Origin of the sequence: Komagataeibacter europaeus (assembly GCF_002173515.1) — a bacterium.
GTDB classification, from domain to species: Bacteria; Pseudomonadota; Alphaproteobacteria; order Acetobacterales; family Acetobacteraceae; genus Komagataeibacter; species Komagataeibacter europaeus.
Genome location: NZ_CP021467.1, coordinates 1,084,788 through 1,100,132 on the forward strand (window position 1 = coordinate 1,084,788; position 15,345 = coordinate 1,100,132).

Below are 15,345 nucleotides of genomic sequence, written 5' to 3' on the forward strand. Positions count from 1 at the left end.
AGATCAAAGCTGTAATAAGAGTTATTTATTTATAATATGAATATAGCAGGCCCCCCGCAAACCCCCGAATAAATGGGCCTGCAGTGTCCTGTCACAGCGATATCTATATACCAATGAATATAGATGGAACCGGCCATGTCAAGCCGGGGAAGGGAAAAATCCTTCCCCGGCCCTGCACGGTTCAGTTCTGGTCGGGCAGGCTGTAGGCGACGATGTAGTCACCCAGCTTGGTGCCAAACGACCCGTGGCCACCATCGGCGGTCACGATGTACTGCTTGCCATCCACCGCATAGGTCATGGGCGTGGACTGGCCGCCGGCAGGCAGGCGGTCCTGCCACAGGACGCGGCCATTGGTCACGTCATATGCACGGATGTAGTAATCCAGCGTGGAGGTCAGGAACGCGACCCCACCCGCGGTGGTCAGCGGGCCACCAAGGCTGGGCACGCCCATCTTGATGGGCAGGGGCAGCGGCGCGCTGTCACGGATCGTGCCGTTGCGGTGCTTCCACACGATCTTGTTGGTGCGCAGGTCGATACCGGACATGTAGCCCCATGCCGGCTGCTTGCACGGCAGGCCGAAGGGCGACAGGAACGGATGCAGGTCAACGCCATAGGGCACGCCAAACTGCGGCTGCACGCCACTTTCGCTGCCTGATGGCAGGGACTTGTCAGGTGTCGCCGGGTTGTTCGGGCCACGCGGGATCAGCCTGGACACGAACGGGATGGCGATGGGGTTGGCGATCGCGATCTGGCGCACGGGATCAACCGCAAGGCCACCCCATTCAAACATGCCCAGGTTGCCGGGGAACACCAGCGTACCCTGCAGCGAAGGCGGCGTGAACGTGCCATCGTAGCGCAGGCGGTGGAACATGATGCGGCAGACCAGCTGGTCATACATCGTACCGCCCCACATGTCCGCATCGGTCAGCAGCTTGCTGGGGCGGAAGGTCAGCTGGGAGAAAGGCTGCGTGGGCGACACGTGATCGCCAGGCGCCGCACCCTGCGGCACGGGGCGTTCGGGGGCCGGCACGACCAGATGGCCATTGCGACGGTCCAGCACGAAGATGTTGCCGGTCTTGGCCGGGGCATACAGCGTGGGAATGACCTCGCCCTGTTCGTTGCGGATATCGACCAGGCTGGGCTGGGCGGGAATGTCCATGTCCCACAGGTCATGATGGACGGTCTGGTAGCTCCATACCAGCTTGCCGGTGGACGCGTTCAGCGCCACGATCGAACTGGCATAGCGTTCGGCATCCGCGCCGCGGTTGCCGCCCCAGATATCGGGCGTCTGCACGCCCATCGGGATGTAGATCAGGTCCAGATTGGCGTCATAGGACGACGTGATCCACGAATTGGGGGAATTGGGCACGAAGGTATGGTGTTCGGACGGCATTTCGTTCGGGTCAGGATTGCCGGGGTCGAACGCCCATTTCAGCGCGCCGGTATGCACGTCGAACCCACGCGTCACACCAGAGGGTTCATGCGTGGAATAGTTGTCGGTCACCGCACCGGACACGATTACGGTGGTATCGGTCACGACCGGGGGCGATGTAGGTTCGTAAAAGCCCAGCGTCTTGACGGGCATGCCGTCCTGCAGGTTCACCACGCCATTATTGCCGAACGATGCGCAGCGGGCGCCGGTTTCGGCATCCAGCGCGAACAGCTGTCCGTCATTGGTGGGCAGGAAGATGCGGCGCGCGCATTCCACCGGTGTCGCATTCCCATCAGCAGACTGCGCCTCCGCCCTGTCCTCGTGATAGGACACGCCACGGCATGTCAGGTGCTGGAAGGTGGGGTTGTACGCCAGTTTTGGATCGAACTTCCACCGCTGCCTGCCCGTTTTGGCATCGAGCGCGAACAGGATCTGGTGGGGCGTGCACAGATACAGCGTATCACGGATCTTGATGGGCGTGACTTCATCGGTGATTTCACCGGGGTCATTGGGACCACGCAGGTCGCCTGTGCGGAATGTCCACGCGACTTTCAGCTTGCTGACATTATCGGCATTGATTTGCCTGAGCGGGGAAAAACGGTCCCCGAACTGCGTGCGGCCATAGGCCTGCCAGTCACCATCGGGCATCTGGTGGGCGTCACCGGGTTCGGGGGCGTCCTTCGCCACCGGGGGCAGGTTGCCCGCGATATCCTGCGGGTCCCCCATCAGGGCGAAGCCGACCACGACCACGGCCGCGCCAATCGCGCCCAGCAGCGGCATGCGCGCGCCCATGCCCGCAGGCTGTAGGTGTCGCGTCACCCATGGCAGCGCCAGCACGATCCCGATGGGGACAAGGATATCCCCACGTGGTGCAAGCGCCCAGAAGTCAAACCCGGCTTCATTGACGGCCCACGCCATCGTGCCAAGCAGCAGGACCGCGTAAACCGTAAGCGCGGATGCCTGTCGCCGGAACAGCAGGAACGCCGTCACCAGAAGCAGGACACCCGCGACAACATAGTAGAAAGACCCTCCGATAAGGCACAGCCACAGGCCGCCGCCCAACAGGTAAAGACCTGTCAGGCCACAGACGGCTATGGCTGCCGCCAGGAGGGGAGCCGAGCGTATAAGGCTATTCATAAGTTTTCCTGATTACCGTGATACAGTCCGAACATTCTCCCATGAGAAAACGTAGGACTTCACGCCGGGTCAAGCCAAACTTGATGAATAAATCGTGTGTCAGAATATTTCAGGGCGCATTTTCAGCACCCTGAACGTCTATTTCCCCTTGGATACAACCGTTGCCAGCGTCGCCCGCGTGCCATTGTCGCGGATGGACTGCCGCAGGGCCAGATAGACCTGTACGAATCCGGGGTTATCACCCAGTTCCCACCCTGCGAAGGCGCTCATGTCCAGTGCATCCTCCAGCCGTGGCGATGCGGCCTTCACCCGGTCATCATCGGTCAGGTGCGGTTCGACAATGGCATAGGCCTGCCCCTTGTCATCATGGCCACGCAGGTACTCGGCGTAACAGGCCACGACAAACGCGATGCGGTCCACCGGGCGCCGGTGCGCGATCACGCCCATGGCCGTGCTCTTGATGAACATGGGCAGCTTGGACGTGCTGTCGGACGCAATACGCAGAAGCTGGTCACTGATCGCGCGATTGCGGAAGCGGTGCAGCAGGCGCCTGCCATATTCGGTCAGCGCCATGCCCGGCGGGGCATGCAGCAGGGGTTCGGCGTCGAAGGCGAGGTACTGCTCGACCAGGGTGACCTCGTGCAGGTCTTCCATGATTTCACTGACCACGCGATACCCCGACAGCACGCCCGACAGGCCCAGAAGCGAGTGGGAGGCATTGAGCATATGCAGCTTCACCTCCTCATATGGCTGGACATTATCCGTGAACTGTACGCCGACGGCGTCAAGTTCGGGGCGACCGGCGCAGAATTTGTCTTCCACCACCCACTGGATGAAATCCTCGCAGAAGACGGGAATACGGTCATCAATACCGCTTTCCGCATCAAGCCGGCGGATATCATCGGGATGGACGGCCGGGGTAATGCGATCGACCATCGTGCAGGGGAAGGTGACGTTTTCCTCGATCCACTGTGCAAGCCCGGCATCACGCGCACGCGCCCAGCCCAGGAAGGCGGTGCGCGCGACATGGCCGTTCTGGGGCAGGTTGTCACACGACAGGATGGTAAACGGCCCCGCGCCGCTTTCACGCCGCCTGCGCAGCGCCTCGGTCAGCAGGCCGAACACGGTGTGCGGCACCGCGCGCTTCAGGTCCTCGGCGATCAGGGGATGGTCGACGGGGAATACGCCGTTTTCATCAACATAATAGCCGCCTTCGGTCACGGTCATGCTGACAATGCGGATTGCCGGATCGGCCAGCCGCGCAATGGTGGCCGCACGGTCGGCAGGGGCATACATGTATTCCGTGATGGAACCGATCACCCGCACCACATTGGGCGCATCGGGGGCACATTCGGTCAGGGAATACAGGCAGTCCTGCGCCGCCATGTCCTTTGCCTTCTCGGCCTCATGCGGGTTTTCCATCAACCCTATGCCCAGCAGGCCCCAGTCGGCCTGACCGGGACGGTCCAGCACGCGGTCCATGTAAACCGCCTGATGGGCACGATGGAAATTGCCCACGCTGATATGGGCAATACCGGGCGTCACCTTGCTACGGTCATAGGCAGGCACGAGGATATTACCCGGCAGATGGGGCAGGGTCGTATTATTGAGTACGGTCATGAACCATTTTCCACGGAAAGTATCCACGACGCGTAATAAGAAATGCATGATCATACAACCCGGCAATACCGCGTACCTGCGGTTGACACCGGTCAGGGCAGGGGAGACAGCCGGGTAATTTGCACGCCCGGTCCCCGCCTGCTGTTTTCTAATGGGGAAAACTGCCCTATTAAGCCTTTCCGCCGTTGCATATCCGGTGTTCCGGTTCCGAGAAATGACGGCAAGGACAGCCCTGGCCGGATCTGTTGTTGGTAATGAATGCGTATCCTCTATCTCATTAACAGCCTGAACGGCGGCGGGGCCGAACGGCCGCTGCCTGCCGTGATCGGGATGATGCGCGCCTGCGGGCACACGGTCCGGGTCGTGGCGCTGGCGCGCAAGGCTGGCAACGCCATTGCCTGGCTGGAGGCCGCCGGCATTGATTACCATATCGTGGATGACCGCGATCCCGTCCGGTTCGCGTCACTGGGGCAGGTGCTGCGTTATGTCCGCGCCAACCGGCCCGACCTGTTATGGACATCCCTGACACGCGCGACCCTGTACGGTCAGGCGATCGGCAGGATGCTGGGCATTCCCGTGGTCAGCTGGCAGCACAGCGCGTTTCTCAAGCCAGCCAACCGCTTCCTGCTGCGCCGCACCCGTCACCTGAGCGCATTCTGGGTGGCGGATTCCGAATACGTGGCCCGCGTCACATGCAGCCAGCTGCGCCTGCCACCCGACCGGATCTGCACATGGCCGCTGTTCATGGCCGATGCGGCCGTGCAACCGGCCACGCCATGGAACGGGCAGGACGGGGCGGTCTTCCATGTCGGATCACTGGGGCGGCTGGAACCGGAAAAGAACATGCAACTGCTGGTACGCGCGATGGGTGTCATCCGCGCGACCCGGCCGGATGCACGCATTCACCTGTCACTGTGCGGCAGCGGGTCGCAGATGATGGCGCTGCAGGCGCTGGCGGCCCGGATGGCGGCGGACGCCATCAGTTTCGAGGGGTTCCAGCCGGACCCGCTGGAATTCTGCCGCAAGCTGCATGTATATGTGCAGCCCTCCCATTTCGAGGGTCTGTGCATCGCGGTCCATGAGGCGATGCAGGTGGGGCTGCCGGTCATTGCAACCCCCGTGGGCGCCATTCCCGACATCATCCGTGATGGGGTCAACGGGTTCCTGCTGGCCGCCTCCACGCCGGAAACGCTCGCCGCGCAGATCCTCCACCTCCATGCACGCCCCGACCTGTGCATGCGGATTGGCAGGGCGGCCCGGCACGATATCCTGCAACGGTACGGGGCGGACACGGTCCACGGCATGGCCATCGCCGTCATCCGCCGCGCGGAACGGCTGGTACACGCATCCCGGGGCTGACGCGCCCGTCATGCACATCCGGCCACCCCATCATGCCCCTTCCGGTCGCATGGGGGGATCAGGTAGGATGGGGGGGTGAATACGATCCAGAATCCCCCCTCCGCAGAGTCCGGGCAAAAGGACTCGCTCCTTGGCGTCTCGCAGCGCCTGCCGCCTGCCAACATACAGGCGGAGCAGGCGCTGCTGGGCGCGCTGCTGACCAATAACCGCGCATATGACCGCGTTTCCGACTTCCTGACCGGCGCGCATTTTGCCGATGAAGTCAATGGCCGCATCTATGACGCCATTTCCCGCCGTATCGAAGGCGGCCAACTGGCGGACCCCGTCACGTTGCGGGCCGAATTCGAAAATACCGGCGTGCTGGATTCCGTGGGCGGCACGGCGTACCTGGCCAGGCTGCTGACGTCCATGGTCGGCATCATCAACGCCGCCGATTACGGACGCGTCATTCATGATGCATGGATACGCCGCCAGCTGATCGACATCGGGCAGGACGTGGTCAACAACGCCTTTGGCGCGCGTGCCGACCTTGACGGTCCCAGCCAGATCGCCGCCAGTGAAGAAGCGCTGTTCAAGCTGGCCACGGAAAAGGGACAGGATGGCGGCTTCCAGTCCTTTGACCGCGCACTGGCCGATGCGCTGGAAATCGCGCAGCAGGCCTTTGACCGCAGCGGCGACGTGGTGGGCCTGACCACCGGGCTGCGTGACCTGGACAAGAAAACCGGCGGCCTGCACCCATCCGACCTGCTGATCCTTGCGGGCCGTCCAGCCATGGGCAAGACGGCGCTGGCCACCAAGATCGCCTTTTCCGCCGCGCGCGCGATCATGGAGGAAATCCGCAACGCCCCGCCCGATGCCAGGCCCAAGGGGTCGGTGGCCATCTTCTCGCTTGAAATGTCGTCCGAACAGCTGGCCACCCGTATCCTGTCCGAACAGGCCAGCGTATCGGGGGAGAAGATCCGCCGTGGCGACCTGGGCCAGAAGGAATTCGACCGCTTCGTGCAGGTCAGCCGTGAACTGGCGCAACTGCCGCTGCATATTGACGATACGCCCGCCATCACGCTGTCGGCCATGCGCACGCGCTGCCGCAGGCTGGCGCGTACCAAGGGGCTGAGCCTGGTGGTGGTCGATTACCTGCAACTCATGCGGCCATCGGTGGGTGCGAAGGCGGAAAACCGCGTGCTGGAAATTTCCATGATCACGCAGGGTCTCAAGGCGCTGGCCAAGGAACTGTCGGTACCGGTCATCGCCCTGTCGCAGCTTTCGCGTCAGGTCGAGAGCAGGGAGGACAAGCGGCCCATGCTGTCGGACCTGCGTGAATCGGGATCGATCGAGCAGGACGCCGATGCGGTGATGTTCGTCTATCGTGACCAGTACTACCTGCAGCAGCGCCAGCCCAAGGAAACGTCCTATGACTCACAGGACAAGTACCATACCGCGATGGAGGAATGGCAGCGCAAGATGGACTTGGCGCATAACCGCGCGGAACTGATCCTGGAAAAACAGCGTCACGGGCCGACAGGGACGGTGCACCTGTTCTTCGAAGGGGAGTTCACACGCTTTGCCGATCTGGACATGGTCCACGACGCGTAGGATCAGCAGGATATCGCAACGGCAGGCGTTCCGGAGCATCCGTTAAAGACCGTACGTAAGTGACGCGCGATGTGGATGTCGCGCGTCACTGTAGCATATCCGCCACAATAGTCCGGAACACATGAATGGAATCCCGGATTGATCCAGTTGGGATCATGGTGTGCAGGAAAGCGCACAGGGGATTGGGACGGACAGGATGTGAGGCAGCCGGGCATGTCCCCTCCCGCCCGCATCTGTAAGTTTTATAAGAAATATTATGCCAACAAATAATGGCGTGAGGATGCATATCCGCCAGAATCTGGCCCGTCCGGCCATGTTCCATAATGGCCAAGCCGTCCGCAATCCGGCATCATCACGCCATGACTGATACGGCGCTTGCATCCATCTGTGGTTTTGCCTTTTCCGGCATCGAGGCCGTTCCTGTCAAAGTTGAGGTCCAGCTCTCCGTTGGCCTGCCATCATTCCTTGTGGTCGGACTGCCGGACAAGGCCGTCAATGAATCACGCGAACGCGTGCGCGCCGCCCTGTCCGCCATGGGCCTCGCGCTGCCGGCCAAGCGCATCGTGGTCAATCTGGTACCCGCCAGCCTGATGAAGGAAGGATCGCATTTCGACCTGCCCATCGCCCTTGCGCTGCTTGGGGTCATGGGCCTGCTGCCCGGTGACATGGCACAGCGTTACGCAGCACTGGGCGAACTGTCGCTGGATGGCGGCGTAAACCCCGTATGTGGCGTGCTGCCTGCCGCCATGACGGCGGCCGGCCTGTCGCTGGGTCTGATCTGCCCCGCCAGTCAGGGCGTGGAAGCCCGCTGGGCCAGCGAGGACATGGATATCCTCGCCATCCGTTCCCTGCCCGAACTGCTGAACCATTTCCGTGGGCAGCAGGTCATCGACCCGGTTGAACTGCCCGCCCGCATGGATGCGGGCCTGACCGCCCTGCCCGACCTTGCCGATATCCGCGGCATGGAAACCGCGCGGCGGGCACTGGAAATTGCCGCCGCCGGACGTCATTCACTGCTGATGGTGGGACCGCCGGGGGCTGGCAAATCCATGCTGGCGGCGCGCCTGCCGGGTATCATGCCCGACCTGACACCCACCGAGATGCTGGAAATCAGCCGGATCCACAGCATTGGCGGACTGCTGAAGGACGGGCAGCCAGTATCCCGGCCGCCCTTTCGCGACCCGCATCATTCCAGCAGTCCCACGGCATTGAGTGGCGGCGGCGCCCGCGCCCGTCCCGGTGAGGTCAGCCTGGCACATCGCGGCGTACTGTTTCTGGACGAACTGCCGGAATTCTCCCGTTCCGCGCTGGAAATCCTGCGCCAGCCCATGGAAACGGGGTCCATATCCATCGCCCGTGCCGCGGCCCATGTCACCTACCCTGCCCGCTTCCAGCTTATCGCAGCCATGAATCCGTGCAAATGCGGCTATCTGGGTGACGCGTCGCAGGAATGCCGCAAGGCTCCGCGCTGTGGCGAGGATTATCAGGCACGCCTGTCCGGCCCGCTGCTGGACCGTGTGGACATGGCGGTACATGTCGAACCGATGCCCCTGAACCGCATTGCCGAGACCACGGGCGGTGAAGCCAGCGCCACCGTCGCCGCGCGCGTCAGGGAAGCCGTGGCCCGCCAGCATGACCGCCAGGGCGAAGCCCGCAATGCCGAAGCCCCGATCGATGACTTCCGCATAACGGCGGCGGCACGGGATTTTGCGGTACAGGCATCTGAAAAAATGCGCCTTTCCGCCCGTGGCTTTACCCGCCTGCTGCGTGTGGCGCGGACGATTGCAGACCTGTCGGGCACCATCGATGTGGAACGTCCCCATGTTGCCGAAGCCCTAGCCTACCGTATCCGCCGTCCGGGCCGGAAATAGCGGCAGTCGCGTATTTTTCCCCCTTGCGCACCCCGGCTGACTGGATTAATAAGGCCCCACCGAAGCGGATGGGTGCGTAGCTCAGCGGTAGAGCATCGCCTTCACACGGCGGGGGTCACAGGTTCAATCCCTGTCGCACCCACCATCCGGCCTCCCCCTTATTAAAATTCATTGCTGGCCAGACCGAGCTATCAGATAGCTTGTCCCGTCAGCGGCTGTTTGAACAGTCAGCCCGGGGCATGTTGGTGAAACGGCCGCAGTACCTGGGGAGCATGAACTCGGCAGCCTTTCCGGTAGCACCCTGGCCCCTTCTGCCCTTACGGCGTCCGCCGGAATAGCTTTCATCGGCTTCGATCTTCCCTGCAAGCGATGCTTCGGGATCATTATGCCCGGCAATTATTTCTTGTAGGTTGCAGCAGGACAGGGTCGCTGTATTACGATTAACGCCAATGATTTCCGTAGCACTGCACGCCGGGATGCCCGCAGCGCTGCCGCCCATCATGACGGTACATTGTCCAGCGCATCACGGCATTTGACGTAGGACAGCTTGTCCTGAAACAGGAACAGCACATAGTAATCCAGCGTACGCCGTCGTTTGCGGGTAGGGTTGGTATAGAACGGAAATACGTCAAACGGCCCGTCATGATCCGCGGGTAGTGGATCATGTTCCGTTATGCACCGCACCTGAAACAGTGGCGCATAGACGGTAGCGTCCGCATCCGTGCGCCGGACATGAAAGAGGTTTTTCCGGAATTTGCGCAGCCGCTGCGGCAGCACAAATATCATGTTCTGTTCAAGGAAATTCTGCGGCGGATTACGGTCGCGCAGGTACTTCATGTCGGCAGGCATGTCGCAGAAAAAATTGGTGTCCTGTACGATCATGGTCCAGTCAGGTTCCCTTCCGGTCTGTCAGGCATGGCGGAGCGGATTCGCCCTGTCGGCCCGTTTCGCGCACACCGTGGCACATCCCGGCACCCGCCTGCATGGTCATATGGGAACGACCGGGACGTATGTCAGGGTCAGAACCCGAACATATGATCGACTGAAAAACGTCCTTCCCCCTCCGCCATGCGGCCATGATAGCCGAACAGGCGACAAGTGGTGTCACGGATGATGACATAGGCGCCTTCCCCCGCACGCGCCAGCACGGGCAGGCCAAAGACACGGTGAGGCCAGATTTCCCGTGATCCGGACATGGGAATGGCGATCTTTTCATGCGCCATCACCGTACCATCCGCCGCGTGCAGGTACAGTGAAGTATCCGAATGCGGCCGCCACGTGGCCGAGGCAGGATAGATCAGCCGGCAGAAACTGAACGGCTCACTTGCCGCCGCTGTCAGGAACAGCCGCGTACTCAGCCCCGGGGGCGGGCCGACATAGGACTGTGGTTCCCCCTTATAGGTCATGACCGTATTGAATATGTGCGACCCGAAACTGGTTTCGGATGCATGACCGGTCTGCCTGTCCTCATAACGGATCAGCGCATGCAGCCAGCCATCCGCCTGCCCGCCGTCACGGAAATCGTACAGCAGTTCCCCATGCCCCGAACCGGTTGCAAGCGCGCTGACATCCAGTACTGCCGCATGGTCACGCGGCAGGCACCCCATGAAACGTGACGGGCCAGCCGTCCCCTCCGTATCGAAACAGTCCACCCGTACCGGCAGGCTGGTCAGGCTTTCCGCCATGGGCGATGGCAGCAGCAGGGTGCGGTAGCGCGCGGGATCGGGCACCGGGAACGGCAGCAGGTAACCCCGCCCGAAAAAACGTGGATCGAGCCGGGCAATGCCCGGATCGGGCTGCAGGTCGGCACGCTGCACGTTCAGGTGCGCGATGCGCGCACGCCCATGCTGCGTAATTTCGTAACGGGAGCGCACGACATGGCCACCGGCGCGGAATTCGATCTGTTCCGGCCATGACAGGCCGGGCAGGATATCGCGCATATGCACGGCCATGGTCTGGTACGGGGCCAGTTCGGGCATGATGGGCACGTGTGCATCCTGTCCCATCCGGTTCAGCGTCATGCTGCCCGATGGAACAGGCAGGTCATGGCTGTTCTGGACCCACAGCACCACGTCCTCGCCCGCCGCCGGGGCGGGCAGGTTGGCGTAACGGTTGGCGGGCCAGGCATTGGCGTCATGGGTGACGGACAGGCTGGCATTGACGCCCTGCCCTCGTGTCTCCAGCGCGTATTTGACCACGTCATGGCCTGCTATGCCCTGCGCATGGATGAACAGTTGCCCGGTAAATTCCGGCAGGCCAAACCGGCTGCGGATCTCGGCACTGTCGATGATGATGGCCTGGCCATCGCCCGGCACGTCATAATCCCATGTCTGCAGCACGTGGCCATCCTGATCGAACAGGCGCAGCCACAGCCGCACGGCCCGCGCACCGTAGCGCGCCCAGTAATTGGCCGTGACCAGACGGGTGGACAGCGCGGCCGTATCCCGGAAAAAGGCAAGGTTGGTGGCGAAGTTCAGCCGGTGCAGATAGTCATGCGCGACCGAAAGCATGTGCCGGGGCAGCCGCACGGGTTCCAGCGTATGCAGCACCCCGTCCGCAGGCAGCAGGCCGGACAGGCGGCCCTGCATGACAGCATGGTTGAAATCCAGCGCCCACACGGTCCCTGCCCCGCCCTGCGCCAGATCCACCACCGGCTGCAGGACCATGCCCGCACGCATCTGCCCCACCTTCAGCGAATCATGGGTGTATATGCCCGCCAACGTAACGGGCGTGGGCAGCAGCGCCATGACGGTTTCCACCATGTCATGGGGATCATAGATCGCAATCGGTCCCGCATTGCGCAGGTCATCGGCAAGGCTGGCAAGCTGTTCGGCAGCCAGCGGGTGGGTCAGGGCCTTGTAGGCCATGTTGCCGCCTGAACGCGGATCAAAAGTCCTGATACCTAGCATGGGCCTGTTTTATTCCACTTCTGGCGCAAGCGGGAGGATTATTGTCATACTGCTGCCGCAAGACCCAGATAATGCCGCACGGCTTCCGCCGCCATGACGGTATCATCAAGCGGAGTCACAGGCCATGTTTCCAGCCGCCCGGCAAAGGGCCGGATACGTCCCGCCTGTGTCAGGTCACGCAGGAAATGCCCGATCCGCCGCGATCGGCCCGGCAGGCTGGCGACCATGACGGGGGCTGATGTCGCCACGGCTTCCGAAATCATGGAAACGCTGTCCACGGTGACAACGATCGCATCAGCACAGGCCAGCAGGCCCATATACGGATTGGGGCCGGTCTGGTCCCATATCCATGCATCCGGCCCGGCAAGGGCGCGCTGCAGTTCGCCACAGACCGCCGGGTCCGTCCGGCGCGATGGCGTCAGCGCGATGCCCACCCGGTCACGCCGCATCATGGCGGCCAGTTGCGTGGCAAGAGCATTCCCCTCCGCCCGGCCCAGACGGAAACGGCCATTCCCCCCACCAACCAGAACGGCAACCAGCGGGCGCGGCAGATGGGCCAGCAATGGCGTCCATTCCCGCCGCGCCTGATCCAGCAGCGCGGGCGTCACCCCATGCAGAGCCGTACGCGTCAGGACAACATTGGGACCGGAAATGCGGTCATGCCGGTTGGCGATGACCAGATCGAAGCGTGCGGGCGGCAGGCGCGGGTTCTGCACCTGTATCACGCGCGCGCCCTGCCTGCGCAGCGCGGCCCCCACCGCTCCCCCGCTGCCGCCAATGCTTATGACGGGATGATCACGGTAATCAGGGCCAAGGCCAAGCGGCATGACCGCACGCAGGGGCGCGGGCCACCACGCAGCGGGCACGTGCCGCCATATCCCGCGCGGCGCAAGCGCATGCAGGTGGGGATCAAGCCCCGCGCGCCGCGCCAGCCCGAAGGTCTGCGAACGCATGCCGGCAAGGTCCGCCGCGATCACGGCGGCGGTCGGTTCGTGTGATGCCATGCGCCCATGTGCCGGGACGGGAGCCGGGGCGTCAATGCCCCGCCCCTTTTGTCCATCGCCCAGCCGCGCTAAGTGGCTATGCATGAGTGAGACAGAACCGACATTTTCCGGCATGGGGCTGGATGGCCGCGTGGTGGCCGCCCTGACACGAATGGGACTGCATCAACCGTCCCTGATCCAGCGCGAAGTCATTCCCCCCGTCATGGCCGGACGGGACGTGGAGGCCCGTGCGGGCACCGGCAGCGGCAAGACGGTCGCCTTTGCCGCACCCGTCCTGTCCACCCTCATGCAGCCGGGTGATGCGGACAATGCCCGCGTGCGTTGCCTGATCCTGTCCCCCACGCGCGAACTGGCGGGACAGACGGCGGGCGTGCTGCGTGGCCTTGCCCGTGGCAGCGGCCTGCGCATCCTGCAGGCCACCGGGGGCACGGCACGGGTGGCGCAGGTCAGGACGCTGGGCGAAGGGGTCGCGATCGTGGTCGGGACGCCGGGCCGGGTGATCGACCTGGTGCATGGGGGGGAACTGGACCTGTCCACCGTCGGGCAGTTCGTGCTGGATGAAGCCGACCGCATGCTGGAACCGGGATTTGCGGAAGAAATGCTGGCCCTTGCCGCCGCCCTGCCCGCGCGGCACCAGACATTGCTGTTTTCCGCCACCATTCCCCCGGCCATGGCCGAACTGGCCGCCCGCCTGCTGCACCGGCCCGTACGGATCAGCATGGAGGTGGAAAACGCCCCCGCGCCGCGCATTGCGCAATACGCCATTTTCGTGCCCATGCGCCACAAGGCGGAGGCGACACTGGCCTGCCTGAAGCAGTATGGCATGCAGCGTGTGATGGTGTTCGTGCGCACCCGGCAGGAAGCCGACACCATTGCACGCAGCATAAGCACGCTGACGCCCGCCGTCGCGATCCATGGCGATCATTCGCAGGCACGGCGCGAGCGGATGCTGCGTGACTTCCGTCAGGGGCGCGTGGGCGTGCTGGTGGCAACCGATGTCATGGCGCGGGGAATCGACATTGATGACATCGCCCTTGTCATCAACCACGACATTCCCGCCCAGCCCGAAGCCTATGTCCACCGCATCGGGCGCACTGCGCGTGCGGGGCGGCGCGGCATGGCCGTTGCCCTGTGCGCACCCGAAGAACGTCAGGCGCTCAAGGACATCGAACGCCTGACGGGACAGCGCATCCGCATCGCCAGCCTGCCGGAATGACGGACCGGTTCATGCATTTGTCATGCGCCCTCCGCCCCCATGGTCTTGCCGTGGGGTGAAGGCTGGATAAACTGGATTTCATGATGAACACCGATGCCATGCAGTCACCTGTCCCGACGCATGACGGGACAGGTGCGGCCAACGACCGGACCCGCCTGACATGACACATGGGCCGGAAGATGCGCCACGCCTGCCTGTACGCGTGGCACGGCCCACCCCGTTCCTTGAACGCCTGCCCCCGCCGCCATCCAGCCTGCCACGATGGAAAATCGGCATCACACCGCCCGACCTGTCACCATGGCTGGCAGGTAACTGCGGCATTCCCGGCGTCATGCATTACGAAGGGCGCAGGCCCGGCCCGCATATCGTGTGTGTCAGCCTGATCCATGGCAATGAATTCGCGGGGGCGATCGTGCTTGACCGCCTGCTGCGACAGCGCATCCGCCCGCGCGCGGGCCGGCTGTCGCTGGTGTTCGCCAACCCCGGGGCCATGCGCCTGTTCGACCCACGCGACCCGGTGCGTGCGCGCTGCGTGGACGAGGACATGAACCGCGTCTGGCTGCCCGCCATGCTGGATGGTCGGAGGTCGTCACATGAACTCGACCGGGCGCGGGTCCTGCTGCCGGTCATCCTGACGGCGGACAGGCTGCTGGACCTGCATTCCATGCTGTGGCCGGGGGACCCGCTGGTGCTGTCGGGTCTGTCGCCCACGGGACAGGCCATGGCGCGGCGCATTCGTGGCGTGGATGTATGCGTGGCCGACCAGGGCCACCGCAGCGGGTGCCGACTGATCGATCACCCGCGCTTCAGTGATGGCAGCGCCGCCGCCTGCCTGCTGGAAGCGGGCCAGCACTGGCACGAAGCGACCGTCACGCGGTCCATGCAGGCGGTCTTATCCCTGATCGGGCCGTGCTGCGGCCTTCCCGCCAATGGCGGCACATTGCCGCAACGGGCAATGGTGGTAACGGATGTGATAACGGCACGGACAGCGCTGTTCCGTTTCGTCACACCCTTCCACAGCGGGCATGTCGTGGCCGATGCCGGCACGATGGTGGCGCAGGACGGCGATGACGAAATCCGCACGCCCTATGACCGGTGCATGCTGATCATGCCCAACCTGCGCCCCGCCCGCGGCCATACGGCCATACGGTTCGCCCGTGTGGATACGGGCACGCGGCCGCCCGCCCCGGTTCAGTAACCGGGA

General features: G+C 63.5%; 11 protein-coding genes and 1 tRNA gene. 6 read left to right on the plus strand and 6 right to left on the minus strand.

The genetic code is table 11. From position 1 onward, the window contains the following. Nucleotides 1-181 precede the first annotated feature (181 nt). Nucleotides 182-2,569, minus strand: coding sequence for a glucose/quinate/shikimate family membrane-bound PQQ-dependent dehydrogenase (locus S101446_RS04915; RefSeq protein ID WP_048850713.1), 2,388 nt, complete (start codon nucleotides 2,567-2,569; stop codon nucleotides 182-184). A 138-nt stretch (nucleotides 2,570-2,707) separates the two neighbouring features. Further along, nucleotides 2,708-4,189 carry a mannitol dehydrogenase family protein gene (locus S101446_RS04920; RefSeq protein WP_456303541.1) on the minus strand — a complete coding sequence of 494 codons (1,482 nt, stop codon included), beginning with the start codon at nucleotides 4,187-4,189 and terminating at the stop codon, nucleotides 2,708-2,710. 258 nt (nucleotides 4,190-4,447) lie between these two features. On the opposite strand from S101446_RS04920, the gene S101446_RS04925 reads away from it, so the two are divergent. The 4 genes from S101446_RS04925 (at nucleotide 4,448) to S101446_RS04940 (ending at nucleotide 9,157) form a co-directional block, all read left to right on the plus strand. Next, a complete protein-coding gene (locus S101446_RS04925; protein WP_087607797.1) occupies nucleotides 4,448-5,548 on the plus strand; it encodes a glycosyltransferase family 4 protein in 1,101 nt (366 codons plus the stop codon). Between the two features lie 75 nt (nucleotides 5,549-5,623). Beyond that, nucleotides 5,624-7,141: a replicative DNA helicase gene (locus S101446_RS04930; RefSeq protein WP_010507843.1), complete on the plus strand. Its 1,518-nt coding sequence runs from the start codon at nucleotides 5,624-5,626 to the stop codon at nucleotides 7,139-7,141. Between the two features lie 359 nt (nucleotides 7,142-7,500). Further along, on the plus strand, nucleotides 7,501-9,012 hold the full coding sequence (locus tag S101446_RS04935; protein ID WP_087607798.1) for a YifB family Mg chelatase-like AAA ATPase: 1,512 nt from the start codon (nucleotides 7,501-7,503) through the stop codon (nucleotides 9,010-9,012). A gap of 70 nt (nucleotides 9,013-9,082) precedes the next feature. Beyond that, nucleotides 9,083-9,157: transfer RNA gene (locus tag S101446_RS04940), tRNA-Val, on the plus strand. Between the two features lie 63 nt (nucleotides 9,158-9,220). On the opposite strand, the gene S101446_RS04945 is transcribed toward S101446_RS04940, so the two are convergent. The 4 genes from S101446_RS04945 to S101446_RS04960 form a co-directional block, all read right to left on the minus strand. After that, nucleotides 9,221-9,514: a hypothetical protein gene (locus S101446_RS04945; RefSeq protein WP_087607799.1), complete on the minus strand. Its 294-nt coding sequence runs from the start codon at nucleotides 9,512-9,514 to the stop codon at nucleotides 9,221-9,223. Further along, nucleotides 9,511-9,894, minus strand: coding sequence for a hypothetical protein (locus tag S101446_RS04950; protein WP_087607800.1), 384 nt, complete (start codon nucleotides 9,892-9,894; stop codon nucleotides 9,511-9,513). Before S101446_RS04950 ends, S101446_RS04945 begins: the two co-directional genes overlap by 4 nt. A 137-nt stretch (nucleotides 9,895-10,031) precedes the next feature. Further along, entirely contained in the window at nucleotides 10,032-11,921 is a 1,890-nt protein-coding gene (locus S101446_RS04955) for a hypothetical protein (RefSeq protein WP_167376422.1), read from the minus strand. A 44-nt stretch (nucleotides 11,922-11,965) separates the two neighbouring features. Further along, nucleotides 11,966-12,925: a mitochondrial fission ELM1 family protein gene (locus S101446_RS04960; RefSeq protein WP_048850701.1), complete on the minus strand. Its 960-nt coding sequence runs from the start codon at nucleotides 12,923-12,925 to the stop codon at nucleotides 11,966-11,968. A gap of 112 nt (nucleotides 12,926-13,037) precedes the next feature. Here S101446_RS04960 and S101446_RS04965 point away from each other — a divergent pair, with 112 nt between their 5' ends. Together S101446_RS04965 and S101446_RS04970 are read left to right on the plus strand one after the other, a co-directional pair. Then, complete coding sequence (locus tag S101446_RS04965) at nucleotides 13,038-14,141, plus strand: DEAD/DEAH box helicase (protein WP_087607802.1); 1,104 nt, start codon at nucleotides 13,038-13,040, stop codon at nucleotides 14,139-14,141. 160 nt (nucleotides 14,142-14,301) lie between these two features. Further along, nucleotides 14,302-15,339, plus strand: a complete 1,038-nt coding sequence (locus S101446_RS04970) for a M14 family metallopeptidase (protein WP_087607803.1) — start codon at nucleotides 14,302-14,304, stop codon at nucleotides 15,337-15,339. Nucleotides 15,340-15,345: the final 6 nt, after the last annotated feature.

Coding starts and splice junctions, on each gene's coding strand:
- S101446_RS04935 (WP_087607798.1), top strand. CDS start 7,501: ATGACTGATACGGCGCTTGCATCCATCTGTGGTTTTGCCTTTTCCGGC.
- S101446_RS04925 (WP_087607797.1), top strand. CDS start 4,448: ATGCGTATCCTCTATCTCATTAACAGCCTGAACGGCGGCGGGGCCGAA.
- S101446_RS04955 (WP_167376422.1), bottom strand. CDS start 11,921: ATGCTAGGTATCAGGACTTTTGATCCGCGTTCAGGCGGCAACATGGCC.
- S101446_RS04960 (WP_048850701.1), bottom strand. CDS start 12,925: ATGGCATCACACGAACCGACCGCCGCCGTGATCGCGGCGGACCTTGCC.
- S101446_RS04970 (WP_087607803.1), top strand. CDS start 14,302: ATGACACATGGGCCGGAAGATGCGCCACGCCTGCCTGTACGCGTGGCA.
- S101446_RS04945 (WP_087607799.1), bottom strand. CDS start 9,514: ATGATGGGCGGCAGCGCTGCGGGCATCCCGGCGTGCAGTGCTACGGAA.
- S101446_RS04915 (WP_048850713.1), bottom strand. CDS start 2,569: ATGAATAGCCTTATACGCTCGGCTCCCCTCCTGGCGGCAGCCATAGCC.
- S101446_RS04950 (WP_087607800.1), bottom strand. CDS start 9,894: ATGATCGTACAGGACACCAATTTTTTCTGCGACATGCCTGCCGACATG.
- S101446_RS04965 (WP_087607802.1), top strand. CDS start 13,038: ATGGGGCTGGATGGCCGCGTGGTGGCCGCCCTGACACGAATGGGACTG.
- S101446_RS04920 (WP_456303541.1), bottom strand. CDS start 4,189: ATGACCGTACTCAATAATACGACCCTGCCCCATCTGCCGGGTAATATC.